Below are 26,191 nucleotides of genomic sequence, written 5' to 3'. Positions count from 1 at the left end.
AGAACCGATCGAGCACGGGGGAGTACCGCAGAGATGAACAGCACCACGGCCTTACCGGCCGAGCGCCACGGGGACGGCAGGCCCGTCCGGACGTACGACGTCGTCGCGCTCCACGTACCCATCGCGTACAACGAGTTCGGCGACCACGACCGCAACGGCACCCTGTACGTCCTGGCCTCGGACGCCCCGGAGCTGAGGGAGGTCGCGGCCACCTGGCCCCAGCCGTTCCCCAGCTATCTGGAGCACCCGGAGCTCGTGCCCGGACCGAACCCGCTCGCCCGCCCGCTGGTCCTGCGGGTCCGGCGCGGCGAGCGGCTGCGGGTCCGGCTGACCAACGAGCTCGCGCGACCCGCCGGCATCACCCTCCAGGGCGTCCGGTACGACGTCCGCACCATGGACGGGCTCGCGGCGGGCGCCAATCCCGACAGCAGCGTCCCGCCGGGCGGCACCCGCGTCTACGAGTGGGTGTGCGAGCACGAGGGGGTGTTCCACTTCGGGGACATGTCCGACGCACGGGGCGAGGGTTCGCAGAGCCACGGCATGGTCGGCGCGGTGGTCGTCGAGGCGCCCGAGGCCACCTGGACCGACCCGGAGACGGGAAACCCGCTCGCGACCGGCCTGTACGCGGACGTGCATCTGCCGGACCGCAGCTTCCGCGAGTTCGTGATCTTCATGATGGAGTACCCGAGCAACGACAACCCGGCGCTCCCGCCGCCGATGCCCGGCCACGGCCACGGTGGAGGGCACGGCGGAGGACACGGCGCGGCCCTCGATGGCGCCCGGCCGGCCGCCGCGGCCGGGATCTACCGGCCCGTCGCCTCCGCCACCGGCTCCCCGGCGGCCGGCCCCGGCACCTCGGACACCGTCGACGACCTGACACCCGTCAACATCGCGATGCTTCCGGTCAACCACCGCATCGAGCCCATGGAATGGCGGATGTACCGCTACCAGCAGCTCCTCGACGAGGGCCGCATCGACCCCGTGCGGGACGCGGTCCTCGGCGAGGAGGTGCACCACAGCTCCTGGCTGTTCGGCGACCCGTCCACGCCCGTCCTGCGCGGATACTCCGGCGACCCCACGGTCATCCGGCTCGTCCACGGCGGCATGCGCGACACCCACGTCTTCCACACCCACCTGCACCAGTGGCGGCTGCGGTCCGACGACGAGAACGCCCCGATCGTCGACTCCGTCAGCATCGGCCCGCAGGAGGCCATGACCCTCGAACTGATCGGCGGCCTCGGCTCGACGCAGGGCGCGGTCGGCGACTCCATCTGGCACTGCCACATGTACGTCCACTTCCACATGGGCATGTGGGGCATGTTCCGGATCTTCGACACCCTCCAGGACGGCACCCGTGGCTACCCCGACGGGCGGCCGATCCAGCGGCTCGTACCGCTGCCCCACCGGGAGGCCCCGCCCGTCCCCACGCCCGAACGCCCCGGATTCCCCGGCTTCCTCGCCGAGGCGGCCACCTTCCCGCAGAAGAACCCCCGGCCGCCGCGGACCCCGCTTCAGCCGCCGGGCATGGGCCGCGAGCCCACCCCGCTGGAAGCCGCCGCGTTCGTCACGGACCCGCGGCCCGGCGAGGCCTTCACCCGGGTCGGCCCGCGGGACGCGCCGGTACGCCGCTACGACCTGGTCGTCACCAACGGCACCCTGCACTACCACGGCGACCCGGCCGACGAGCACGCCGCGACCTGGCACGACCACAACGCCCACTTCTACGTCCTCGCCGAGGAGATCGAGGAAGCGGGCGGCCTCGCCGAGTTCAAGCGCCAACTGGCCAAGGGCGAGAGGACCCTCGAACCGCTGGTCATCCGGGCCAACAAGGGAGAGGTGCTCGAACTCACCCTGACCAACTCCCTGCCGGCCGGGCCCCAGAAGGAATCCGCCTTCGACCCCAAGCTCCCCTTCCAGCCCGAGTGCGGACTCCACACCCACCTCGTCAAGTACGACCCGCTCATCTCCGACGGCTCCGCCGTCGGCTGGAACTACCTGTCGGCGACCACCACCGCCGACCAGGGAGCCGAGGCGAACGACCGTTACAACTCCTGGACGTACCGCTGGTACGTGGACGAGGACTTCGGCACCGTCCTCTTCCACGACCACCTCCTCGCCAACTACCGCCAGCGGCACGGCCTGTTCGGGGCGCTCATGACCGAACCGGAGGGCGCTGTCTGGGTGTCGCCGGACGACCACGACAAGGAACTCCGGCGCGGCGCCCAGGCCGTCATCAAGACCGCCGACGGCAAGGCCCACCGCGAAATGGTCCTGGCCATCGGCGACTTCGTCCCCATGGTCACCCACGGACACGGCGACCACGGCGGCCCCATCAACCCGCCGCCGTTCCCCGGAGCCCCCGACGACCAGGGCTCGATGGGCGTCAACTACCGCAGCGCACCGCTCTCCGAGCGGGGCGGCGACCCCGCCCACTGGTTCTCCAGCACCGTCCACGGCGACCCCGGCACCCCGCTGCTCCGCGGCTACCCCGGCGAGGACCTCCGGGTCCACGTCCTCCAGGGCTCCCACGACCTCCAGCACAGCTTCACCCTCTCCGGCGCCCGCTGGCGCGAGTGGCCCGACCGCGAGGACACCGCCTGGCGCAACCAGCAGACCCTCGGCATCTCCAACGTCGCCGAACTCGCCCTCGCCCCCACCCTGGGGCCCGGCGACCACCTGTGGTCCTTCGGCGCGGGCAACGACCTGTGGCTCGGCTGCTGGGGACTGCTGCGGCTCCACGGGCGCCCGCAGGCCGACCTGCCGCCCCTGCCCGGGCGCACCCCCGACGCCCCGGCGAGGCCCCCGCGCCGCCGGGTCCGCCGGCACACCGTCCGGGCCCGCGCCGAGGTCGTCACCTACAGCCCTCTGCGCACCGACCCGTACGGCCTCGTCTTCACCGCCGACGGCGACGGCGGCCCCGAGGAGGGCCCGCTGGTCCTGCGCTGCCGGGCCGGCGAATGGGTGGAGGTCACCCTGATCAACGAGCTGGACGGGCCGCCGCCCGCCAGCCCGCTGGACCCGCGGCTGATGAACGAGGCCGACAGCGGGGCCCGGACGATCTCCGGCCGTGTCTCCCTCCACCCCACCCTGCTCGACTTCGACGTCCGCACCGACGACGGCGCCCACGTCGGCCGCAACGCCGACACCACCGTCAAGCCGGGCGCCTCCCGGACCTACCGCTGGTTCGCGGCCGAGCCGGGCGTGATGCTGCTGCGCTCCCACGCCGACGTCATCTCCCACCCGCGCCGCGGCCTGGCCGGCGTGCTCGTCGTGGAGGAGGCCGACGCCACCCCGTACGACCCCGACAGCGGCCTGGAGCGGTGGACCGGCGAGCGGGCCGTGGTCCGCAGGCCGGACGCCGAGCCCGTACGGGAACTCGTCCTGGTCTCCCAGGACGGACTGCGGCTCTACCACGACGGGGACCTGACCCAGCCGGTCACCGACCTCTTCTCGGACAGCCCCGACGACGCGGGCCAGAAGGCGTACAACTACCGCAGCGCCGCCCTGCACCCGCTGGATCCGGTGCTGTCCGACCCGGAGCCGCCCACCCCGCTGCTCACCTGCCGCGCCGGCGACCAGGTGGCCGTGCACCTGGCCGTCGCCTCGCACCGCATGCGCAACCAGGGCTTCACCGTGCACGGCCAGGTGTGGGACGCCTCGGAGACCGGCCTCGGCTGGTACGTGTCGACGCTCGGCGCCCTGGCCTCGGGAAGCACCCGGACGGTGCGCTTCCGCGCCCAGCACCCGGGCGACCACGTGTACCGCACCGGGAACCTCCACTGGGGTGTCAGTGAGGGCTGGTGGGGACTGATCCGCGTCGAGGAGGCACCGTGACCGACACGACCACCGACAGCACGGCCGCGCAGGAGCGGGGGAGGGCCGCCGACCCCCGGCTGCCCGCCGCGCCCGACACCATCGCCGTCTACACCGACCTCAACTGCTCCTTCGCGCACGTCGCCGTGCACCGCCTGCACGAGGCGCGGCGGCGCCTCGGCCTCGAAGGGCGCGTCTGGTTCGACCTGCGGGCCTTCCCCCTGGAGCTGTTCAACCGCGAGGTCAACGCCCGCCCCGGGGTGGACTCGGAGATCTCCGTCCTCGGAGCCCTGGAGCCCGAGGCCGGCTGGCGGCTGTGGCAGGGCCCCGACTGGACCTACCCGGTGACCACCCTCCCGGCGCTGGAGGCGGTCCACGCCGCCAAGGCCCAGAGCTGGCACGCCAGCGAGCAGCTCGACCGGGCCCTGCGCCGCGCCTTCTGGGCCGAGGGCCGCTGCATCTCGCAGCGCCACGTCATCCTCGACGTGGCCGAGGAGACCGGGGCGGTGGACGTGACGGCCCTCGCCGAGGCCTTCGACAGCGGCACCGCCCGCCCGGCGGTCATGGCCCAGTACGCGTCGGCGCGGGACGGGCGGGTCGACTGCAGCCCGCACCTCTTCCTGCACGACGGCACGGACAGCGCCAACCCGGGCATCCGGGCACGCTGGGTCAACGGCGACTTCGGCACCGGTTTCCCCGTCATCGACGAGGACCGCCCGGAGATCTACGAGAAGCTCCTGACCCGGGCGGCGGACCTGCTGTAGCACCGGCGGGTGCCGGCGGTCCCCCGACCCGCGACCGCCGGCACCCCCCTTTCCGCTCTCGGCTTGTCCACAGGTTCCGGCGGACGGCGCCGGGGTGTCGGCGGCGGCCGCTAGGCTTCTCGAATGGCCCCTTCCGACGAATCCGCCCAGCTCTCCGACGCCTCGGAGGTGCTCCAGCGCGTCTTCGGCTACAGCTCCTTCCGAGGGGAGCAGCAGGAGATCATCGAGCAGGTCGTCGGCGGCGGCGACGCGCTCGTCCTGATGCCGACCGGCGGCGGCAAGTCGCTCTGCTACCAGATCCCCGCGCTCGTCAGAGAGGGCACGGGAGTCGTGATCTCGCCGCTCATCGCGCTGATGCAGGACCAGGTGGACGCGCTCCGCGCCCTCGGCGTGCGGGCCGGATTCCTGAACTCGACGCAGGACCCGTACGAGCGGCAGTCCGTCGAGCAGGCCTTCCTCGCCGACGAGCTGGACCTTCTCTACCTGGCCCCCGAGCGGCTGCGCACCGAGGGCACACAGCGGCTGCTCGACCGGGGCAAGGTGTCGCTCTTCGCGATCGACGAGGCGCACTGCGTCGCCCAGTGGGGCCACGACTTCCGGCCCGATTACCTCGCGCTCTCGATGCTGCACGAGCGTTGGCCCAAGGTGCCGAGGATCGCGCTGACCGCGACGGCCACCGAGGCCACCCACGCGGAGATCGCGGCCCGCCTGGGTCTGGAGGAGGCCCGGCACTTCGTCGCCGGCTTCGACCGGCCGAACATCCAGTACCGCATCGTCGGGAAGAACAACCCCCTCAAGCAGCTCCTGGAGCTGATCAGGACCGAGCACGACGGGGATGCCGGAGTCGTCTACTGCCTCTCGCGGTCCTCGGTGGAGAAGACCGCCGCGGCCCTTGTGGAGCAGGGCATCGACGCCGTGCCGTACCACGCGGGCATGGACGCCCGCGCGCGTGCCGCGAACCAGTCCCGGTTCCTCCGCGAGGACGGCGTCGTGGTGGTCGCGACGATCGCCTTCGGCATGGGCATCGACAAGCCCGACGTGCGCTTCGTGGCCCACCTCGACCTGCCGAAGTCGGTCGAGGGCTACTACCAGGAGACCGGCCGTGCCGGCCGTGACGGCGAACCGGCCACGGCCTGGCTGGCATACGGCCTGCAGGACGTCGTCCAGCAGCGCAAGCTCATCGACGGCTCCGAGGGCGACGAGACCCACCGCCGTTCCCTCGGCATGCACCTGGACGCCATGCTCGCGCTCTGCGAGACCGTCGACTGCCGCCGCGTCCGGCTCCTCGCCTATTTCGGGCAGTCGGGCGAGCCCTGCGGCAACTGCGACACCTGCCTGACCCCGGCCGAGTCCTGGGACGGCACGGTCGCCGCGCAGAAGCTGCTGTCCACGGTGTGGCGACTGGCGAAGGAACGGCGCCAGAAGTTCGGCGCCGGCCAGATCATCGACATCCTCCAGGGCAAGAAGACGGCCAAGGTCATCCAGTTCGACCACGACGCCCTCTCGGTGTTCGGAGTCGGTTCGGACCTGGGGACCGCGGAGTGGCGCGGCGTCGTGCGCCAGCTCCTCGCCCAGGGCCTGCTCACGGTGGAGGGCGACTACGGCACGCTCGTCCTGACGGAGAACAGCGGCGAGGTGCTCGGAGGCCGGCGCACCGTCCCGATGCGCAAGGAGAAGGCGCCCGCCGCCGCGCCCCGGAAGGAATCCGGCGCACGCTCCGGGAAGAGCGCCCGCGTGCCGGTCGACCTGCCCGCCGCCGCCGTGCCGGTCTTCGAGGCCCTCCGCGCCTGGCGGGGGGCGACGGCCCGCGAGCAGGGCGTCCCGGCGTACGTCGTCTTCCACGACGCGACGCTGCGCGAGATCGCGACGCTGTTCCCCACCACGGCCGAGGAGCTGGGCACCGTCGGCGGAGTCGGCGAGGCCAAGCTCACCAAGTACGCCGAGGGCGTCCTCGCCACCCTCGCGGAATGCGGGGCCCCGGCCCCGGACCCGGACCCGGCCCAGGCGACCGGCACTGCCCCGTCCGCCGCGCCCGCCTCCGCCCCCGCGGCGCCCGCACGAGCCGGTTCCGTCGGCCGGGCCCCCGCGCCCCGCGCGGAGGCGGGTGCCTCCCGGCAGTCGCCGTACGACGACGGACCGCCGTTCGACCTGGACGAGCCGCCCGCCGACATGGACGAGTTCGAGCCGCCCTGGGACGAGTGACGACACGCCGCGGGGCCGCCCTTCGGGCGACGACGGGAATGTGACGACACCCCCTAGCCCGGTTCCCGCGCCCACGCGCCGGAACCGGGCTCACCCGCCGGGCAGTTCCTTCGCCCGGCGGGCGTAACAGAAGACGTGCTCCTCCGGGCCCGCCTTCTCGTCGTCCGGCTGGAAGACGGAGACCGCGTGGTGGAGGACGTCGAGCCCGCACTCTTCGCGGACCTGGCGCACGTACTCCTCGGCCGAGAAGCTGGAGACCCTGACCCGGCGCCCCATCCACTCGATCTCCACGTCCTCGACGTCCGCCGGGACGGTGGCCGTCACCAGATAGCCGCCGGGCGCCAGCCAGCCGGCCATCCGCCGCAGCGCGGCGGACACCTCCGCCCGGCTCATGACCAGCAGCGGGAAGAACGCGCACACGGCGTCGAAGCTGCCCTCGGGCGCCTCGAAGTCGTTGACGCCGCACTGCTCGAACCGGGCCCCCGGCACCTGGGCGCGGGCCAGCTCGACCATCGTCCGGGACACGTCGATCCCCGTCACGTCACAGCCGGACCGGACCAGCAGGTCCGCGACCGGCCGGCCGGTGCCGCTGCCGACGTCCAGGACGCGCGCCCCCTCGCCCAATCGGTCCGTGAGCCACCCGACCGCCTCCACCTGCGCCGGCAGACGCCCGAAGGCCCGCTCGTACTCGATGCCCATGCCGTCGAACAGCTCCGCCGCCGACAAGGCCCGTCCCTGCACCTCGTGTTCCCGCACGCCACTTCCCTTCGCTCGCGCCCTCGTGTCCCGCCGGACGGCCCGACACGAGGCCGTCCGGCGGACCCACTACCCTTCTGTGGCGATCCTTACCACCGGGATCGCCTGTACCGACATCGGAGGCTGTGAATGACGGGGAACGGGCGAAGGGTCCTGCGAGGGATCGCCGCGACGGTGCTCGTCGGCGTCCTGGGCGCCGGAGCCGCCGCCTGCGGCGACGACGCGGCGGACTCGGCCGGCGGCTCGCCGACGGGACTCACCGCCGTGCTCGGGACCGTGGCCGAGGCGGACGCCGGCACCGTCCTCACCTACACGGACGTGACCGCCACCCGACGGCTCGTGGAGCAGGACAAGAAGCTGTACGGCGGACTCTCCACGTACGGCATCCCCGAGGTCGCGCAGGCGGGATACGAGAAGCGCCCCCTCAAGGACACCCACGGCTTCGACGAGAACGACGTGACCACCGCGCTCGGGATCGGCTCCGACCGGTGGCGGCTCACCGGCGGCTTCGACGTCGGCGCCGTCACCGCCGGCATGAAGAAGCTCGGCTACACCGAGAGCGCGACCGACGGCGGAACGCTCCTGAAGGACCCGAAGGGCGGCCAGGTCGCCGTCTCCGCGTCCGTACGCTCCCTGTCCCTCTCGCCGGACACGCCCCCGCCCGCGCTCGCCGCACCCGAGGCGTCGGTCGCGGACGACGCCACCTACCAGGCCGTCGCCCGCTGCGTCGGCGATGCCACGTACTACGCGACCTTCTACGGCAAGGGCGGCGAGAGCCGGACGCCGGACGTCACGCTGTACGCCATCGGGGCCACAGCCGCGGCCGAGGGCACGTCGCGCGAGCGGCTCTGTGCGCTCACGGTCTCCGCCGAGGGCGCCCGGCGCACGGCCGACAGGCTGCGGACGGCCACCGGCGCCGGCGAGCGGTTCGCGGGAGCCACCGTCGACGCGGGCAGCGGCGACACCCCGATGGTCACGATGGAGTGGGCCAACGGCCCCAAGACGCTCCCCGGCGACCAGAACCGCACGATGCAGCTGCCGAAGCTGCTCATGAACGGACGGTGAGACGGAGATGACGACACTCGCGGAGGTCGACGCGCTCGCGGCCCGCGCGCACGCGGGCCAGGTCGACCTCATCGGCGTCCCGTACGTCGAGCACGTCCGGGCCGTCGCCGCCGGACTCGAACCCTTCGGCGAGGAGCTGGCGATGGCCGGACTCCTGCACGACGTCGTCGAGGACACCGACTGGACGGCCGAGCGGCTCAGGGCCGCCGGCATCCCGGACCGGGTCGTCACCCTCGTCGAAGCCGTCACCAACCGGCCGGACCTGTCCTACGAGGCCAAGCTCCACCTCATCGCGCGGGACCCCGACGCCACCCTCGTCAAGATCGCCGACAACGCGCACAACAGCCGCCAGGACCGCGCCGCGGCACTCCCGCCCGACCGGCGCGAGCGTCTCGCCGCCAAGTACCGGGGCGCGCGGGACATCCTGTGGGCGGGCGTCGACGCCGAGCGCCTCGCGACGATCCTGACCGTGGTCAACCCCGGCCTCCTGGCCGAACTGCGCGACCGGACCACCGGCGCGATGTGACCCGGCTCACGGGAACCCGCCCCGTGAGCCGGACAGACGACAGTCGTGAACACCGACACACGCGCACGGATCCGGGCCGGGGACCCCTCGGCCTTCGCCGAACTCTTCGACTCCCACGCCCGGAGCGTCTACAACCACGCCTTCCGGCTGACCGGCGACTGGTCGGTCGCCGAGGACGTCATGGCGGCGACCTACCTGGAGGCCTGGCGGCTGCGGCAGAAGGTCGACCCCGAAGGGGGCTCGCTCCGCCCCTGGCTCCTGGGCGTCGCCACCAACGTCGCCCGCAACCACTGCCGGGGCAACCGGCGCTACCGGCGGGCCGCCTCCGCCTATGCCGCGGCCGGCGCCGCCGAGGCCGCGATGCCCGACCACGCCTCCGAGGTCGCGGGCCGGCTCGACGACCGGCGCCGCATCGCGGCCACGCTGCGGGCGCTCGGCACGCTGCGCCGCACCGAACGCGAGGTGCTCGTGCTCTGCCTCTGGGAAGGCCTCGCCTACACCGAGGCCGCCGCCGCCCTCGGCGTCCCGGTCGGCACCGTCCGCTCCCGCCTCTCGCGCGCCCGCGCCAAGCTCCGTACCGGAGCCGAGGAGGAACTCGCCCGCGACATGCGGCAACCCGCCCGCGACATACGGCAACCCGCCCACGACATCAGGAAACCGGTCCCCGAAATCCGGGAACCCGACCCTCGCACCCGACAGACAACAGGTGATCGCGTGAACGCGGTCCGGCCCGCACAGGAGGGAATCCGATGAACCCCGACCCGCACGAAGCCCGTACGGCACCCCGGCACGAGGCCGGTGACCTTCCGGCGATCGAGGAGCGCGAGCTTCCTCCGGGCCGTCACCAGTTCCACAAGGAGCGCCTGATGAGCCAGATCCACGACGACCGCCGCACCCTCGCCGAGGAGCGCGCCGCGCACACCGCGCGCGCCCGCAACCCCTTCCTGCGGAAGGCGATCCTCCTGCCCGCGGTGACCGCCCTCGCGGGCGCGCTCGCGGCCGGCGCCCTCGTCCTCCTCCCGGGCGACCTCACCGGAACCGGGGAGGACCGCGCGACCGGCCCCGCCCTCACCACCCGGATCGGCGCCGTCGACCCGAAGGGAGCCCCCCGGCTCCTGGACCGCATCTCCCTGGCCGCCGCCGAGGCGGACGCTCCGAAGCCCGCCGCGGCGGGCCAGTACGTCTACATCGAATCCCGCTCCGCCGGCACGCACGTGCGGACCGACAGCGGCGTGAGCAGCCTCGTCAGCGTGCCCCTGCACACCCGGCAGGTCTGGGAGTCCCCCGACGGCAGTGACGGCTGGCTGATCGAGCCGGGCAACACCGAGCCCGAGGGCATCACCCTCGCCGGCCCCGACGAGCAGGGCAACGCCCCGAAGCCGCACCTGGGCGCACCCTCGCACGACTACCTCGCCAAGCTGCCCACCGACCCCGACGCCCTGCTGCGGAAGATCTACGAGGAGACCGAGGGTCAGGGCAGCGGCCCGGACCAGCAGGCCTTCAGCACCATCGGCGACCTGCTCGGCGAGAGCTGGCCGTCGCCCCAGCTCACCGCCGCGCTCTACCGGGCCGCCGCGAAGATCCCCGGCGTGGTGACGGTGGACAGCGCCACCGACGCCGTCGGCCGTCAGGGCGTCGCGGTCGCGCGGCTCGACGAGGCCAGCGGCGCGCGCACCGAGTGGATCTTCGACCGCAAGACCCTCACCTTCCTGGGGGAGCGTTCGGTCCAGGTCGAGGGCGACAGCGGTGAGGACGGACTGATCAAGCCCGGGACCGTGATCTCCACCCACGCGGTCCTCGTGAGGGCCTTCGTCGACGACATGAAGGTCACCCCGTAGCGGCGGCGGGGGAGCGTCCCGCGAGCCAGCCGGTGAGCTCGGCCGGCCGGTTGGTGATGATCCCGTCCACCCCGAGGGCGTCCAGCGCCTTCCAGCGGGCGGGACTGTCCACCGTCCAGACGTTCACGGCCACGCCCGCCTCGTGCAGGTCCCGGACGAGACCGGGCCGGGTGGCGAGCGCGCTGTCCGAGACGTTGTACGCCGTGAGGCCCAGGTCCTCGGCGAGCCCGACCGGGTCCGCGTCGAGGGTGGAGCGCAGCAGCCCGATGGGCAGCTCGGGCGCGAGCTCGCGGGTGAACTTCAGCGTCGGGATGTCGAAGCTCTGCACGAAGACCCGGCCGCTCATGGACTGCGCCCGGACGTCCTGGACGATCCGGGCCACCTCGGCGTGGCTGTGGCGGCCCTTGATCTCCAGGAGGAGGTTCCCGCCGCGCACGCGCAGGTCCGCCAGCTGGGCGGCCAGCGTGGGGACCCGCGCCCCGGCGTAGGCGGGGGCGAACCACGAGCCGGCGTCCAGCGCGTCGAGCCGGGCGGCGGTGAGGGAGCGGATGGGACCCGTGCCGTCCGTCGTCCGGTCGACGGTCGCGTCGTGCAGGATGTACGGCACGCCGTCGCTGCTGGGCTGGACGTCGTTCTCGATCCACCTCGCTCCGCCCCGCCTGGCGACCTCGTCGGAGACCAGGGTGTTCTCGGGGGCGGCGGAGGAGGCGCCCCGATGGGCGATGACGGTCGGCGCGGCCCGGGCGGCCGCCTGCCCGGCGGCACGGGCCACCGGATCGGCGAGGAGTGTGGAGGGAGCGGCAAGCACCAGGACGGTGGCGAGCGCCGCCGAGCCGTAGGTGACGCGTCCCGGGCGCCGGGACGGGAGGGCGGTCGATCGTCCGTCGTTCATGAACGCACAGCATAGATACGCAGGGTGACGCGCCAGGGACCACACACCGGCTCGCTCGTGACGAATCGTCAACATGCGCCGGGGCCTCACCCCCCCCATCAGCAGGTACGCCTCCCGCTCCACCGCCCCGTTCAGCATCGCCCGGCCGCGGGCGGACAGCCGGCCGTGCCAGTCGCCCGGCGCCGCCTCCCGCGGCTCGGGAATCGTGTTCGTCAAGGACATGCCGTCGCCGAAGAGCCAGGGGGTGTCTTGGGGGTGTGTCCGGGGTCCGGGGCATGCCGACGGGCCGTGCCGGTGGTCCGGCACGGCCCGTCGAGCTACCGCCTCAGTCGCTGAACGGGGCGTGGAGTTCGCCCGTCCGCGCCACCCGCCCGTACCAGAGCGCGCTGGACTTCGGGGTGCGCTCCAGCGTGTCGTAGTCCACCCGGACCGCGCCGAACCGCTTCGCGTAGCCGTACGCCCACTCGAAGTTGTCGAGCAGCGACCACAGGAAGTAGCCGCGCACGTCCACCCCGTCCGTGAGCGCGCGGTGCACGGCCTCCAGGTGCGCGTGCACATAGGCGGCGCGCTCCGGGTCGTGCACCGAGCCGTCCTCGCCGACCTCGTCCTCGTACGCGGCGCCGTTCTCGCTGATCACCAGCGGCAGGTCCGGGTAGGCGGCCGAGACCCGGCTCAGCAGGTCGTACAGTGCGCTCGCGTCGACCGGCCAGCCCATCGCGGTCCGCTCGCCGGGTGCGCGGTGGAAGGCGACGGAGTCCGCGCCGGGCCACGGCGAGTGCTCGCTGTTGCCGTGCCCGTCGTCCTGCGGCTTCTCCGCACCCTCCGCGACGTGCGAGACCAGCGTCGGCGTGTAGTAGTTGACGGCCAGCAGGTCCAGCGGCTGCCGCACGGCCGCGGTGTCGCCGTCCCGGACGAAGGACCAGTCCGTGAGGTGCGCGGTGTCGGCGAGCAGGTCCTCGGGATAGGCGCCGTCCAGCATCGGACCGAGCCAGATCCGGTTGCCGACGGCGTCGATGCGGCGGGCCGCGTCCCGGTCCTCGGCGGAGTCCGTCAGCGGGCGCACCTCGTGGAGGTTGAGGGAGACCGCGAGCTGCCGGTCCGCCGGGAGGGCGGCCCGCAGGGCCTGGACGGCGAGGCCGTGTCCGAGGTTGAGGTGGTGGGCGGCACGCAGGGAGTCGACCTGGTCCGTGCGGCCCGGGGCGTGGACCCCGGAGCCGTAGCCCAGGAAGGCGGTGCACCAGGGTTCGTTGAGCGTGGTCCACCGGGTGACCCGGTCGCCGAGGGCGTCCGCGACGATCCCGGCGTACTCGGCGAAACGCTCGGCGGTCGCCCGCTCGGGCCAGCCGCCGGCGTCCTCCAACTCCTGGGGCAGGTCCCAGTGGTAGAGCGTCAGGGCCGGCTCGATCCCGGCGGCGAGCAGCTCGTCGACGAGGGCCCGGTAGAAGTCCAGGCCCTTCTGGACGGCCGGGCCCCGCCCGGTGGGCTGGACGCGGGACCAGGAGACGGAGAACCGGTAGGCGTTCAGGCCCAGTTCGGACATGATGCCGACGTCCTCGCGGAACCGGTGGTAGTGGTCGACAGCCACGTCACCGGTGTGGCCCTCGAAGACCTTGCCGGGGGTGTGCGAGAAGGTGTCCCAGATGGACGGGGTACGGCCGTCCTCCGCCGCCGCCCCTTCGATCTGGTACGCGGCGGTGGCGGCGCCCCAGAGGAAGTCGGACGGGAACGAGCGGATGGCGGTGAGCGGCCGGGTTTCGGACGCGGTCATAGGAGAGCGCTCCCAACGCGGGTACGGGGTCGGTACGTTCGGAATGTGGGGTGCGGAGCAGGTGCGGCCGCTCAGCTCTTCACGGCGCCTGCCGTGATGCCGCCGACGATGTGCTTGCCGAGGAAGGCGAAGACGAGCAGCAGCGGCACGGTGGATATGAGGGCGCCGGTCAGGACGACGGCGTGGTCCACCGTGTGGTTGCCCGCGCCGAGGCCGGCGAGGGCCACCTGGAGGGTGGGGTTGCCGTCCTGGGTCAGTGCGATGAACGGCCAGAAGAAGTCGTTCCACGCCTGGACGAAGACGAGCATGCCGAGCACGGCCATCGCGGGCCGGGCCACGGGGAAGACCACGTGCCAGATCACCCGGAGGCTGTGCGCGCCGTCCATGCGGGCCGCCTCGACCAGCTCGACGGGCAGGGCCTCGACGAGGAACTGGCGCATGAAGAACACGCCGAAGGCGGCGACCAGCGAGGGCAGGACGACGGACTGGAGCTGGTCGAACCACCCGAGGTCGGTGATGATCTGGTACAGCGGGATGACGCTGAGCTGCGGCGGGATCGTCATCGTGGCGACCACGAGAGAGAGCAGCATGCCGCGGCCCCGGAAGGGCAGCTTGGCGAAGGCGAAGCCGGCGAGCGTGGAGAAGACGACGGTGGACGCGGCCACCAGACCGGCGACGACCGTGGTGTTGATCAGCGCCTCGCCCATGTGGACCTGGTTCCAGGCGAAGCTGAGGTTGTCCAGGAGGCGGGGGCCGGGCAGGAGCGGCGCCGGGGCCTGGACGACCCGCTCGCCGCTGTGCGAGGCGGCGACCAGGTTCCAGTACAGCGGGAAGAGCGAGACCACGGCGGCCACGGCCAGCAGGACGTAGGTCAGGGGCCCGGCGTGGTGCTGCCGTCCGGCCGACTGGCGGAAACGCCGCCCGGAACGGGGCGCCGTGTCGAGAGTGCGGGCCATGGCGTCAGCCTCCCAGCTTCTTGCGGTTGTGACGGGAGACGAGCGCCTGGACGCCGCCGACGAGCAGGAGGAGCAGCAGCATGATCCAGGCGATGGCGGAGGCCTGGCCCAGCGCGTTGTTCACCCACCCCTTCTCGTACATCAGCAGGCTCAGCGTCTGGAACTGGTTGCCGCTGCCGCCGCTGATGCCGACGCTGCCGCCGTAGAGCATCGGCTCGCCGAAGAGCTGGGTGGCGCCGATGGTGGAGACGACGACGGTGAAGAGGATGGTCGGCCGGATCGACGGGATGGTGACGCTGATGAACTGGCGCCAGCGCGAAGCCCCGTCGAGGGAGGCGGCCTCGTACAGGTCCTGGGGCACGGCCTGCATGGCGGCCAAGTAGATCAGGGCGTTGTAGCCGGTCCAGCGCCAGGTGACGATCACGGAGATCGCGATCTGCGCCGGCCACTTGGACGACTCCCAGTGGACCGGGTCGAAGCCGACCCAGCCGAGGACGGTGTTGATCATCCCGTAGTCGGTGTTGAAGAGCTGGGCGAAGACGAGGGTCGCCGCCGCGATCGACGTGGCGTACGGGGCGAGGATCGCGATCCGGAAGAAGCCGCGGCCGCGGAGCTTGTAGTTGAGCAGGTGTGCCAGGCCGAGGGCCATGAGCAGCTGGGGGACGGTCGAGATGACCCCGATGGTGAAGGTGTTGGCGAGGGCGTTCCAGAAGAACTCGCTGGTCGCGAGGTCGGTGTAGTTCTCCAGGCCCTTCCACTGCGGGTCGCCGCCGAGCTCGACCCGGTTGAGGGAGAGCCAGCCCGTGTAGATCAGCGGGAAGAGGCCGAAGGCGGCGAAGGTGAGGAAGAAGGGGGCGATGAAGACGTACGGGGTCGCCTTGATGTCCCAGCGGTAAAGGGTGCTGCGCCAGCCGGGGGAGGCGGAGCGGCGCTTCCGGGAGCCGGAGGGGGAGGGCGGTGCGGCGGGCGGCGGGGAGCCGTCGGGCCTCGCCCGAACGGAGGTGGCCACGGGGGCGTCCTTCCAGGTCGATGCGTGCGGTGGTGCGGACGGTGCCGGTCCGCCGCCCGCAGGCGGCGGCGGACCGGCAGGCGCCCCCCGCTACTGGTCGATCTTGTCGTCGACCAGCTTCTTGACGTTCTCCCAGGCCTTGGCCGGGTCGGTGCCGCGCTGCTCGATGTCGAGGATGCCGTTGTCGGTGAGGAAGGTCTTCACCTGGCCGTCCCAGCGGCTGATGACGGCGGGCTTGATCCCGGCGGCGGCGGACGAGAAGATCTTGCCGACCGGGGTCTCGCCGAAGTACGGCAGCTTGGCGTCCTGGACCGCCGAGGAGGTGAGCGTGTCCCTGGACGAGGGGATGTTGCCGTTGACCGCGAAGACCTTGGCGTGCTGCTCGGGTGCGGTCAGCCAGGCGGCGAGCTCGGCCGCCTCCTTGGTGTGCTTCCCGGACTTCGGCACGGCGAGGAAGGCGCCGCCCCAGTTCCCGGAGACCGGCGGCGTGGCGATGTCCCACTTGCCCTGGTTGGCGGGGCCGGCCTGGTCCTTGATGATGCCCGTCATCCAGCTGGGGCAGGCGACCGTGGCGAACTTGGAGTTCTTGAAGGCGGCGTTCCAGGTGCCCTTCTCGTCGAACTGGCGGAGCTTGGCGGTGAGTCCGCCCTTGCTCGCCGCGACGGCGGTGTCCCAGGCCTTCTTCACGCCGGGGCTGTTCTCCCAGTCGAGCTTGCCGCTCGCGTCGGCGTACTGGACGGGGTCGCTGGAGACCACGGCGTTGAAGAGGCCGCTCGCCGAGTCGTGGAAGGCGGTGCCGGCGGGCGCGTTCTTCTTGTAGGTGTTCCCGGCCTCGAGGAACTTGGACCAGTCGCCGGCCCACAGCTTGGCGACCGCGTCGCGCTCGGTCGGCAGCTTGGCCTTGGCGAAGAGCTCCTTGTTGTAGCAGACGGCCATCGGGCCGATGTCGGTGCCGAGGCCGATGACGCTGCCGCTCGCCGTCGTCGCCTGCTTGACCTTCCAGTCGAGGAAGGCGCCGATGTCCGCGCCGCCCTCCTTGCTCAGGTCGACCCACTTGGAGGCCATGGTCTCGCCGGTCGCCTCGGCGATGTAGCCGACCTCGACGGCCTGGATGTCGGCGAGACCGTTGTTCTGGGCGAGGCGCAGCTTCAGCGTGTCCCAGTACTTCTGGCCGTCGGAGACGTTGGTCTCCTCGATCTTGATGTTGGGGTGGGCCTTCTCGTACTCGGCGTAGAGCTTGGCGCCGGTCTTGTTGTCGTAGCCGAAGGAACCGAAGGTCCCGACCCGCAGGGTGATCTTGCCGCCGCCCTGGGCGTCGCCGCCGCCGTCGTCACTGTCGCTGCCGCAACCGGTGAGCAGGGTCGTACCGGTCACGACGACGGCGACCGCCGCGATCGCCGCACGGCGTCCGCGTCTGCTGCTGGAAGTGCGCATTCCACTCTCCTCGTCCAAAGGTGGTGCTCGTTGTGCGCCAAGAGGTCCGGCCGGCTGATCGCGGCTCGGCGGCTGCCCGCCAGGACCTGATGCAGGCTGTGTGCGCCCGATGGGAGCGCTCCCACGTCGTTGCCGGAAGGTTGCTGCCTGGCGGGTGCGGGTGTCAAGACATGAACGCGGATTCGTTACCGGAAGGTGCCTCGGGGGTTTCGTCGGGGTCACGTGGGGGCGGGGCCGTCATCTCCTGAACGCACGCGCGTGGCGCGGGAGGAGTGCGGTGAACTAGTGTGGGAGCGCTCCCATTCCTGTAGTGGTCTTGGTGGGCTGCGCGATGTCCTACGAGGGGAGTTCGGGAGTTGTGAACGGACGGCAGAACGGCAGACCGACCCTGGAGCAGGTCGCGGCCAGGGCCGGGGTCGGCCGGGGCACGGTCTCCCGGGTGATCAACGGCTCCCCCCGGGTGAGCGAACAGACCAGAACGGCCGTCGCCCGCGCCGTCGCCGAACTCGGCTACGTACCCAACCAGGCCGCCCGCGCCCTCGCGGGCAGTCGCACCGACGCCATCGCGCTCGTCATCCCCGAGGCGGAGGCCCGGCTCTTCGCCGAGCCCTACTTCCTCGACCTCATCCGCGGGGTCAGCGCCGAACTGGCGGACGCCGACAAGCAGCTGCTGCTCACCCTGGTCCGCAGCGAGCAGGAGCGCCAGCGCTTCGAGCAGTACCTCGCCGCCCAGCGCGTCGACGGAGTGCTGCTCGCCTCCGTCCACGGCGACGACCCGCTGCCCGACCGGATCCGTGAGCTCGGCCTCCCGGTCGTCATGAACGGGCGCCGCTCGGAGGCCGAGCCCGTGCCGTACGTCGACTCCGACAACATCGGGGCGGGGCGCGCGGCCGTCGCGCACCTCGTGGGCGGCGGCCGGAGCCGTATCGCGACCGTCACCGGGCCGCTCGACATGTACGTGGCCCGTGCCCGGCTCGGGGGCTACCGGGCCGGGCTCGCCGAGGCGGGGCACGCGCCGGACGAAGCGCTCGTCTCCACCGGCGACTTCACCGAGGAAGGCGGCCGGCGGGCCATGCGGCTGCTGCTCGACCGCAGGCCGGACCTGGACGCCGTCTTCGTCGCCTCCGACGTGATGGCGGCCGGCGCGCGCGGGGTGCTGCGGGAGGCGGGGCGGCGGGTGCCCGAGGACGTGGCGCTGGTGGGGGTCGACGACTCGGCGGTGGCGCGGCTGATGGATCCACCGCTGACGAGCGTGCGGCAGCCCATCGAGGAGATGGGCCGCACGATGGCGCGGATGCTGATCCGGGAGATCCAGGGAATGCCGGAGGGTGGAGGGAGCGGCGGGGGCGGGGAGGTGTCGGAGGAGCCGCGGCGGCACGTGCTGCCGACGGAGCTGATCGTGCGCGAGTCCTGCTGAGGGAAAACGGATTACTATCCGCCTGTTGACCTCAAGTGCGGTTCAGCTTTTAGCGTGACGTTCCTCGGACCACAGGCGCCCCGGACCCATGGGACCGGGGCGACCCGACAGAGGGATGACATCGATGACCACCACCACCACCGCAGCACAGACCGACGCCCAGCCGCCCGTCAACGTGGCCGTGTTGGGGCTCGGCGAGATGGGTACGGCGCTCGCGCACGCGTTCCTTGCGGGCGGGCATCCGACCGCCGTGTGGAACCGCTCGCCGGAGAAGGCCGACGCCCTGGTCGCCGGAGGGGCGGTGCGGGCCGCGACCGTCCGCGAGGCCGTCTCCGCCGCTTCGCTCGTGATCGTCAGCGTGAAGGGCGCCGCCACGGCCCGCGAGCTGCTGGAGGCGTCGGGCGACGCGCTCTCCGGCCGGACCGTCGTCAATCTGACCGACGGCACGTCGGCGGAGGCCAGGGCCGCGTCCGAGTGGACCGAGGGCCGGGGGCGCACGGTACCTGCACGGCCAGATCATGACGATCGCCCCGGGCGTCGGGGGAGCGGAGACCGTCGTCTTCTACGGAGGCTCCGCCGCCGACCACGTCCGCTTCGAGCCGGTGCTCCGGCTCATCGGCGGTCGGGGAACCCTGATCGCCGAGGACGCCGGCGTACCCGCCCTCTACGGCATGGCCGTGCACGGCACCATGTGGGGCGCGCTCAACGGATTCCTGCACGCGTCCGCTCTGCTGGCCAGTGAGGGCATCGGGACGGCGCGGTTCCTGGACGACGCCCGGGCATCCGTGTCGTCTCTCCTCGCGTCCCTCCCGTTCATCGCCGACGAGGTCGACTCCGGCGCGTACGCGACGGAGTACGGAGCACTCCGGCACCACCGGCCGTCGGTCGAGGACCTGGTCCGCGAGAGCGCGGCGCGGAACGTCGACACCGAGTTCCCCCGCTACACCCTCGGCCTGGTGGACAAGGCCCTGGCGGAGGGGCACGGCGACGACAGCTACGCGCGCCTGGTCGAGCATTTCAGGCGGTAGGACACGTGCCCGCGGCCGGCCGGGACCGGAAGGTCCGGCCGGCCGCGGATTCCCGTACGAGCGGAGCGCTCGCGTGCGAGAGGTGCTACAGCGCCGGGTGCGCGTTCTTCAGGAGCTCCTGGAACTGGGCCGAGAACCACTTGCCCGCGAGCGGGGCGTCCGGGAGCGAGCCCGACATGCTGTTCCCGTTACGGACGTTGCCGGTGTACGTCGGGTCGCACATCCGGTCGAAGCCCTTGCCCTCGTCGTTCGGGATCTCCTTGGAGGCGCCGTCGGACTCGCCCGGGGGCTTCATCCACACGTACGCGTCGATGCCGGCGGCCGGCGCCGCCTGCGGCCGTTCGCCGAGGCCCGCCCCGGACTGGTTGCACCAGTTGCCGGGGTTGATGCGCCGGTCGTAGCGTCCGCCGTTGACGTAGGTGTCGACGCTGGTGAGCGCGCCCGGGCCGGTGGGGCGCGCGGTGCCGCCCCAGCCGTTGCGGGAGGTGTCGATCAGCATGCCGAGGTTGCTGTTGAAGCCGATCGAGACCAGCTTGGCGCGCATCGCCTGGGCGTAGGACAGCTCGTCGGTGTACCGGTTCCAGTCGACCCACTTCGACTGGCGCACCGAGGTGCCGTTGACGCTGTCGTTGATGGTGAAGTGGTCCTCCTTCAGGGCGCTGTAGTTGGCGGTGTTCACGATGAAGCCGTGGACGTTCTCGACCGTCGAGCCCTCGGCCGTGGCGGCCTGCTTGAACAGCTCGGCGGAGGGGCCGAAGTTGTCGTCCCAGCCCAGCCAGCCGTGGTGTCCGGCATCGACGTAGTTGTAGACGTTGCCGATGGAGCCCAGCTTCTTGAGCGCGTAGCCGACACCGGTGATGTAGTTGCCGTTGGCCTTCATGACGTCGCAGTTGGCGGTGGCCGTCGGGCGCCCGGAGACGTTGGTGACCAGGTTGGGCAGCGAGTCGATCTCCACCGTGGTGACGATCCGCAGGCCCCCGTACTTCGGGTCGGCGAGGATCGCGGCGAGCGGGTCGATGTACTCGGTCTTGTAGCGGCCGATCTCCGTCGGGCCCAGCTCTCCGTTGGAGGCCAGCGCGGCGCAGTCGCGGCCGGGCAGGTTGTAGACGACCAGCTGGACGACGAGCTCGCCGGAGCCCTTCTGCTTCAAGGCCTCGTCGAGGTGGGCGCGCAGACCCATGGTGGTGGCGGAGCCGTTGACCGCGGCGATCCGGTCCAGCCAGATGCCGGTGGGCTGGTTGGACACCTTGGTGCCGCCAGGCTCGGCGGCGGCCTTCGCGGCCCACTCGGGGTTCACGTACACCTTGGCGCCGGCGTACGGGTTGTCGGCCTTGGTTCCCGGCGGTGTGGTGGGAGGCGTGGTCGGGGGAGTCGTGGGCGGGGTGGTCGGGGGAGTGGTCGGCGGGGTGGCGCCGTTGCAGACGACCCCGTTGAGCGTGAAGGTGGCCGGCACCGCGTTCGTACCGCTGTAGGAGCCGTTGAAGCCGAAGGAGGTGGAACCGCCCGTGGCCAGCGTCCCGTTGTAGGAGACGTTCTTGGCGGTGACGGCGGCGCCGGACTGGGTGATGGTGGCGTTCCAGCCCTGCGTGACCTGCTGGTTGCCGGCGTAGGACCATTCGAGGGTCCAGGAGGACAGCGGGTCGCCGGTGTTGGTGACGGTCACGTTGGTGCCGAAGCCGGTGCTCCACTGGTTGGTGATCTGGTAGTCCACCTTGCAGCCGGGGGCTGCGGCGCCGGCGGTGGCGGTGCCGAGGACGGTGGCGGTCGCGCCGGTGGCCGTGATGAGGCCGAGTGCGGCCAGGAGCGCGGTGCGGCTGGTGTTTCTGGTGCGGCTCATGCGGGTGGGGGTTCCTTTCCGGGGACGTGCGAGGAAGGTGCGAGGGGACTCGCGGGGGACGTCACGGGGTCAGCGCGCGCAGGTGGTCGCGCAGCCCGATGCCGAACGCGGTGGGAGTGCCGTCGTACGAACTGATCAGTGCAGGCCCGGAGTTGCAGTTCCAGGTGTTCCAGGTCCAGCCCAGGTACGAGAGACCGCGGTCGTCGAACCACTTCATGACGCGGTCGATGAACGTGTGTCCGCAGGTGTTCTCACCGATCTCGCCCGCGAGGAGAGGTGCCTCGGCGGCCACGGGGGCGAGGGTGTTGTTCCAGCACGTCTCGTCGGCGCAGGTGTTGAAGTTGTAGACGTGCCAGGCGGCGGCCAGATTGCCCGCCGGGTCAGTGGGTTTGTACGCGCGCCACTGGCTGAGGTCGTTGGAGTACGCGATGCCCGGGACGAGAACCAGGTTCTTCGCCCCCGTGGCGCGGACCGCGTCCACCAGGTCCTGCATGCCGGCGACCTCGTAGCCGATGCCGGGGCAGGTGCCGCCGTCGCGCCAGCAGGACCAGGCCTGCGTCGCGGTGGAGGTCGCCCGGTCCGGATAGGGCTCGTTGAACAGGTCGAAGACGACCCGCTTGTCGTTCTTGAAGGTGTTCGCCACCGAGGTCCAGAACGCCGGGGTGTACTGGGCGCCGGGCATCGGCTTCTGGCAGGAGGCGTGCACGTCGGCGCAGCCGGCGGAGTTGCCCGTGTACTGGCCGTGCGTCCAGTGCAGTTCGACGACCGGTGTCATGCCGTGGGCGAGGACCTTGGTCACCAGGTCCTTGACCGCGTTGACGTAGTTCGTGCCCCGGTACTCGGGCTTGATGTTGTCCAGGCCGAGCCAGCACTCCTCGTTGAGGGGGATGCGGACCGTGTTGGCCTTCCAGTCGGCGATGGCCTTGACCGAGGCGTCGTCGACGGGACCGTCGAAGAAGCCGTGGCCCTGGACGCACATGAACTCGCCGCCGGAGCGGTTGACGCCGAGGAGACGGCGGACGGCGCCGTTCTGGTCGGTGAACTTGTTTCCGGTGACGCTCAGTTCGGGCGCACCGGTGGCCGGAGTCGGCGGCGGTGAGGTCGGGGGCGTCGTCGGGTCGGTGGGAGCAGGGGTGGGAGTGGGTGTCGGCGTCGTGGCCGTCGCCGTGGGCGTCGGTGTCGGGGGCGCGCCCGTGTCGCACGGCGTGCCGTTCAGCGTGAAGGTGGTGGGTGCCGTGTTGGCGCCCGTCCAGGAGGCGATGAAGCCGCCCGTCACCTTGGCGCCCGTGCCGAGCGCCGCGTTCCAGCTCTCGTTCACGACCGTGACGGAGGCCCCGGACTGGGACCACTTGCCGCCCCAGCCCTGACTGACGACCTGGCCGGCCGGGAAGTCGAAGCCGAGGCTCCAACTGCTCAGCGCGGCACTGTTGTTGGTGACGGTGACGGCGCCCTGGTAGCCGCCGGCCCACTGGCCGGCGACCGAGTACTCCACCGTGCAGACGGATGCGGCCGCGGCTCCTGAGGCCGTACCCATGACGGCGAACGCGGTGCTCGCCATCGTGAGCGCCGCTCCTGCGAGCAGCGCGGAAAGACGTGGGGGATGTCGCATGAGCGAGTCCTCGCAGCGTGGGCACACCAATGGCGGTGCGCCGACCGGACGGATTCGCTCCCACTGGTCGGGCAGACCGTAGCGTCAACTGCCGCCAAGGAAAAGAGGGGTTGGGTAAATTTCCTCGTCATTCGGCTTCGACTCTTCGCACGTCTTGACGCCGATGCGGCCCAACTGCACAGTGGGAGCGCTCCCACTGGTTCAGGGCTTGTCCCCATGGGCCCATCCGCTCTTCGCACCCCCAACCTCCCGAGCCGCGAGGAGAACCACCCGCATGCCTCGAACACGACCACGTCGGACACTGACCGCGCTGGCCGCGGCCCTCTCCCTCCCCCTGGGTCTCACGGCCGTCGGCGCCGTCTCCACCGCCCAGGCCGCGTCCGTGCAGTGCAGCGTCGACTACAGGACCAACGACTGGGGTTCGGGCTTCACGGCCGAACTCACGCTCACCAACCGGGCGGCCGAAGCCCTCAACGGCTGGACGCTGACCTACTCCTACGCCGGCGACCAGAAGCTCACCAACGGCTGGAGCGGCAACTGGTCCCAGTCCGGCAAGAACGTCACGGTGACCAACGCGTCCTGGAACGGCACCCTCGCCGCCGGTGCCGCCACCACCACCGGCGCCCAGTTCACCTACAGCGGGGCCAATGCCGCCCCCACCTCCTTCGCGGTCAACGGCACCCCCTGCACCGGCGCCCACCAGCCGCCGGTCGCCGTCCTGACCAGCCCCACCGCGGGCGCCGTCTTCACCGCCGGCGACGCGGTCCCCCTCGCCGCCACCGCCGCCGCTGCCGACAGCGCCACCGTGAGCAAGGTGGAGTTCTACAGCGACACCACGCTCCTCGGTACGGACACGACCGCGCCGTTCGCCTTCAGCGCGGCCGGCCTCGCCGCCGGCTCCCACTCCCTCTACGCCAAGGCCTACGACAGCCTCGGCGCGTCCGCCGAGTCGGCGCCCGTCGGCATCACCGTCGCCGCGGGGGCCGCGCTCGTCGCCTCCCCGAGCCAACTCGGCGTCCGCCAGGGCGCGACCGGCACCTTCGACCTGAAGCTCTCCACCGCCCCCACCGCGAACGTCACGGTGAGTGTCGCCCGTACCTCCGGCAACGCCAACCTCACCGCGACTCCGGCCTCGCTCACCTTCACCCCGGCGAACTGGAACACCGCCCAGAAGGTGACCGTCGCCGCCGCGGCCACCGGCACCGGCTCGGCCGTCTTCACCGCGACCGCCCCCGGTCACGCCAAGGCCGAGGTCACCGTGGCCCAGCTGGCCGCGAACTCCACGTACGACGCCCGCTTCCTCGACCTGCACGGGAAGATCACGAATCCGGCCAACGGCTACTTCTCGCCCGAGGGCATCCCGTACCACTCCGTCGAGACCCTGATCGTCGAGGCCCCCGACCACGGGCACGAGACGACCTCGGAGGCGTACAGCTACCTCGTCTGGCTCCAGGCCATGTACGGCAAGATCACCGGCGACTGGACCAAGTTCAACGGCGCCTGGGACACCATGGAGAAATTCATGATCCCCACCCATGCCGACACGCCCACCACCGGCTCGTACAACGCCTCCAAGCCGGCGACTTACGCCCCCGAGTGGGATCTGCCCTCGCAGTACCCGGCGCGGCTCGACTCCGGCGTGACCTCCGGCTCCGACCCGATCGCCGCCGAGCTCAAGAGCGCCTACAACACCGACGACATCTACGGGATGCACTGGATCCAGGACGTCGACAACGTCTACGGCTTCGGCAACGAACCCGGCAAGTGCTCCGCCGGACCGACGGCGACAGGCCCCTCCTACATCAACACCTTCCAGCGCGGACCGCAGGAGTCCGTCTGGGAGACCGTCACCCATCCCACCTGCGACAACTTCTCCTACGGCGGGAAGAACGGCTACCTCGACCTCTTCACCGGGGACGCCTCCTACGCCAAGCAGTGGAAGTTCACGAACGCCCCCGACGCCGACGCCCGCGCCGTCCAGGCCGCCTACTGGGCCGACCTCTGGGCCAAGCAGCAAGGCAAGGGCACGCAGGTCTCCGCCACCGTCGGCAAGGCCGCCAAGATGGGCGACTACCTGCGGTACGCGATGTTCGACAAGTACTTCAAGAAGGCCGGCAACTGCGTCGGCCCGACCGCCTGCCCCGCGGGCACCGGCAAGGACAGCGCCACCTACCTGCTCTCCTGGTACTACGCCTGGGGAGGTGCCACGGACACCTCCGCCGGCTGGTCCTGGCGCATCGGATCCAGCCACAACCACAGCGGCTACCAGAACCCCCTCGCCGCCTACGCGCTCAGCCAGTACGCCCCGCTCAAGCCGAAGTCCGCGACGGGCCAGGCCGACTGGGCGACCAGCCTCGACCGCCAGCTGGAGTTCTACCGCTGGCTCCAGTCGGACGAGGGTGCCATCGCGGGCGGCGCCACCAACAGCTGGCAGGGCCGCTACGCCACCCCGCCGGCCGGCACGCCCACCTTCCACGGCCTCTTCTACGACGAGAAGCCCGTCTATCACGACCCGGCGTCGAACCAGTGGTTCGGCTTCCAGGCCTGGTCCATGGAGCGGGTCGCCGAGTACTACCAGCAGACCGGCGACACCGAGGCGAAGACCGTCCTCGACAAGTGGGTCTCCTGGGCGCTGTCCAAGACCACGATCAACCCGGACGGCACCTACCGCATCCCCTCCACCCTCCAGTGGTCCGGCGCGCCCGACACCTGGAACGCGGCGAACCCCGGCGCCAACGCGGGGCTGCACGTCACCGTCGCCGACTACACGAACGACGTCGGTGTCGCCGCCGCCTACGCCAAGACCCTCACCTACTACGCGGCCAAGTCCGGCCACGCCGAGGCCAAGCGCGTCGCCAAGGCCCTGCTCGACGGCATGTGGGATCACCACCAGGACCCGCTGGGCATCGCCGTCGAGGAGACCCGCGCCGACTACAACCGCTTCGACGACCCGGTGTTCGTCCCGAGCGGCTGGACCGGCGTCATGCCGAACGGCGACACGGTGAACACCTCCTCCACCTTCGCCTCGATGCGCAGCTTCTACCAGGACGACCCGGCCTGGCCGAAGATCGAGGCCTATCTGGCGGGCGGCGCCGCCCCCGTCTTCACCTACCACCGGTTCTGGGCCCAGGCGGACATCGCCCTGGCCATGGGCTCGTACGCGGAGCTGCTCGAGTAACAGCCCGCCCCGCATGGAGACGGCTCCGCGTGCGACGAGGCCGGGTGGACCCCGAGAGGGGACCGCCCGGCCTTCACGCGTGCCCGCCCCGGCCTTCAC

18 protein-coding genes and 1 pseudogene are annotated in these 26,191 nt (G+C 71.7%); 11 read left to right on the top strand and 8 right to left on the bottom strand.

What is annotated here, in order from left to right:
* Positions 1 to 33: 33 nt before the first annotated feature.
* The 3 genes from IE124_RS22860 (at position 34) to recQ (ending at position 6,779) form a co-directional block, all read left to right on the top strand.
* Positions 34 to 3,834, top strand: coding sequence for a multicopper oxidase domain-containing protein (locus IE124_RS22860; protein ID WP_189509801.1), 3,801 nt, complete (start codon positions 34 to 36; stop codon positions 3,832 to 3,834).
* Entirely contained in the window at positions 3,831 to 4,577 is a 747-nt protein-coding gene (locus IE124_RS22855) for a DsbA family oxidoreductase (protein WP_229832731.1), read from the top strand. The genes IE124_RS22860 and IE124_RS22855 overlap by 4 nt, the downstream gene beginning before the upstream one ends.
* 123 nt (positions 4,578 to 4,700) lie before the next feature.
* On the top strand, positions 4,701 to 6,779 hold the full coding sequence (gene recQ, locus IE124_RS22850; protein ID WP_189509800.1) for a DNA helicase RecQ: 2,079 nt from the start codon (positions 4,701 to 4,703) through the stop codon (positions 6,777 to 6,779).
* Between the two features lie 90 nt (positions 6,780 to 6,869).
* On the opposite strand, the gene IE124_RS22845 is transcribed toward recQ, so the two are convergent.
* A complete protein-coding gene (locus tag IE124_RS22845; RefSeq protein WP_229832728.1) occupies positions 6,870 to 7,535 on the bottom strand; it encodes a class I SAM-dependent methyltransferase in 666 nt (221 codons plus the stop codon).
* 129 nt (positions 7,536 to 7,664) lie between these two features.
* Here IE124_RS22845 and IE124_RS22840 point away from each other — a divergent pair, with 129 nt between their 5' ends.
* The 4 genes from IE124_RS22840 to IE124_RS22825 are packed head-to-tail and all read left to right on the top strand — an operon-like array spanning position 7,665 to position 10,964.
* A complete protein-coding gene (locus IE124_RS22840) occupies positions 7,665 to 8,600 on the top strand; it encodes a hypothetical protein (protein WP_189509798.1) in 936 nt (311 codons plus the stop codon).
* 7 nt (positions 8,601 to 8,607) lie between these two features.
* Positions 8,608 to 9,126 (top strand): HD domain-containing protein, encoded by a 519-nt coding sequence (locus tag IE124_RS22835; RefSeq protein ID WP_189509796.1) that lies wholly within the window; start codon positions 8,608 to 8,610, stop codon positions 9,124 to 9,126.
* Between the two features lie 45 nt (positions 9,127 to 9,171).
* Positions 9,172 to 9,879, top strand: coding sequence for an RNA polymerase sigma factor (locus IE124_RS22830; protein WP_189509794.1), 708 nt, complete (start codon positions 9,172 to 9,174; stop codon positions 9,877 to 9,879).
* Positions 9,876 to 10,964, top strand: a complete 1,089-nt coding sequence (locus tag IE124_RS22825; RefSeq protein WP_189509792.1) for a CU044_5270 family protein — start codon at positions 9,876 to 9,878, stop codon at positions 10,962 to 10,964. The genes IE124_RS22830 and IE124_RS22825 overlap by 4 nt, the downstream gene beginning before the upstream one ends.
* On the opposite strand, the gene IE124_RS22820 is transcribed toward IE124_RS22825, so the two are convergent.
* From IE124_RS22820 to IE124_RS22800, 5 genes are all read right to left on the bottom strand, one after another.
* Positions 10,954 to 11,856, bottom strand: a complete 903-nt coding sequence (locus IE124_RS22820) for a glycerophosphodiester phosphodiesterase (RefSeq protein WP_189509790.1) — start codon at positions 11,854 to 11,856, stop codon at positions 10,954 to 10,956. The genes IE124_RS22825 and IE124_RS22820 overlap by 11 nt on opposite strands.
* Positions 11,857 to 12,181: 325 nt before the next feature.
* Positions 12,182 to 13,624 (bottom strand): GH1 family beta-glucosidase, encoded by a 1,443-nt coding sequence (locus IE124_RS22815; protein WP_189509788.1) that lies wholly within the window; start codon positions 13,622 to 13,624, stop codon positions 12,182 to 12,184.
* A 71-nt stretch (positions 13,625 to 13,695) separates the two neighbouring features.
* Positions 13,696 to 14,580, bottom strand: coding sequence for a carbohydrate ABC transporter permease (locus IE124_RS22810; protein WP_189509786.1), 885 nt, complete (start codon positions 14,578 to 14,580; stop codon positions 13,696 to 13,698).
* Positions 14,581 to 14,584: 4 nt separating this feature from the next.
* On the bottom strand, positions 14,585 to 15,589 hold the full coding sequence (locus IE124_RS22805; RefSeq protein WP_189509784.1) for a carbohydrate ABC transporter permease: 1,005 nt from the start codon (positions 15,587 to 15,589) through the stop codon (positions 14,585 to 14,587).
* 90 nt (positions 15,590 to 15,679) lie between these two features.
* Complete coding sequence (locus IE124_RS22800; protein ID WP_189509783.1) at positions 15,680 to 17,023, bottom strand: ABC transporter substrate-binding protein; 1,344 nt, start codon at positions 17,021 to 17,023, stop codon at positions 15,680 to 15,682.
* A 331-nt stretch (positions 17,024 to 17,354) separates the two neighbouring features.
* Between IE124_RS22800 and IE124_RS22795 the strand changes: the two genes are divergently transcribed.
* The 3 genes and pseudogenes from IE124_RS22795 (at position 17,355) to IE124_RS22785 (ending at position 19,468) form a co-directional block, all read left to right on the top strand.
* Positions 17,355 to 18,440, top strand: coding sequence for a LacI family DNA-binding transcriptional regulator (locus tag IE124_RS22795; RefSeq protein ID WP_189509781.1), 1,086 nt, complete (start codon positions 17,355 to 17,357; stop codon positions 18,438 to 18,440).
* A gap of 88 nt (positions 18,441 to 18,528) precedes the next feature.
* Positions 18,529 to 18,867, top strand: a pseudogene (locus tag IE124_RS35645) (NAD(P)-binding domain-containing protein); the annotation flags it as partial.
* Positions 18,868 to 18,958: 91 nt separating this feature from the next.
* Positions 18,959 to 19,468 carry an imine reductase family protein gene (locus tag IE124_RS22785; protein ID WP_229832726.1) on the top strand — a complete coding sequence of 170 codons (510 nt, stop codon included), beginning with the start codon at positions 18,959 to 18,961 and terminating at the stop codon, positions 19,466 to 19,468.
* Positions 19,469 to 19,553: 85 nt separating this feature from the next.
* Here IE124_RS22785 and IE124_RS22780 read toward each other — a convergent pair whose 3' ends face one another.
* Both IE124_RS22780 and IE124_RS22775 read right to left on the bottom strand, forming a co-directional pair.
* Positions 19,554 to 21,305 carry a glycoside hydrolase family 6 protein gene (locus IE124_RS22780; RefSeq protein ID WP_189509776.1) on the bottom strand — a complete coding sequence of 584 codons (1,752 nt, stop codon included), beginning with the start codon at positions 21,303 to 21,305 and terminating at the stop codon, positions 19,554 to 19,556.
* Between the two features lie 61 nt (positions 21,306 to 21,366).
* On the bottom strand, positions 21,367 to 22,914 hold the full coding sequence (locus tag IE124_RS22775) for a cellulase family glycosylhydrolase (protein WP_189509774.1): 1,548 nt from the start codon (positions 22,912 to 22,914) through the stop codon (positions 21,367 to 21,369).
* A gap of 274 nt (positions 22,915 to 23,188) precedes the next feature.
* Between IE124_RS22775 and IE124_RS22770 the strand changes: the two genes are divergently transcribed.
* A complete protein-coding gene (locus IE124_RS22770) occupies positions 23,189 to 26,092 on the top strand; it encodes a glycoside hydrolase family 48 protein (RefSeq protein WP_189509772.1) in 2,904 nt (967 codons plus the stop codon).
* The last annotated feature ends 99 nt before the right edge of the window (positions 26,093 to 26,191 follow it).

The sequence above is a fragment of the Streptomyces narbonensis genome (assembly GCF_014649015.1).
Classification (GTDB): Bacteria; Actinomycetota; Actinomycetes; order Streptomycetales; family Streptomycetaceae; genus Streptomyces; species Streptomyces narbonensis.
This window is presented reverse-complemented; position numbering and strand designations above follow the sequence as displayed.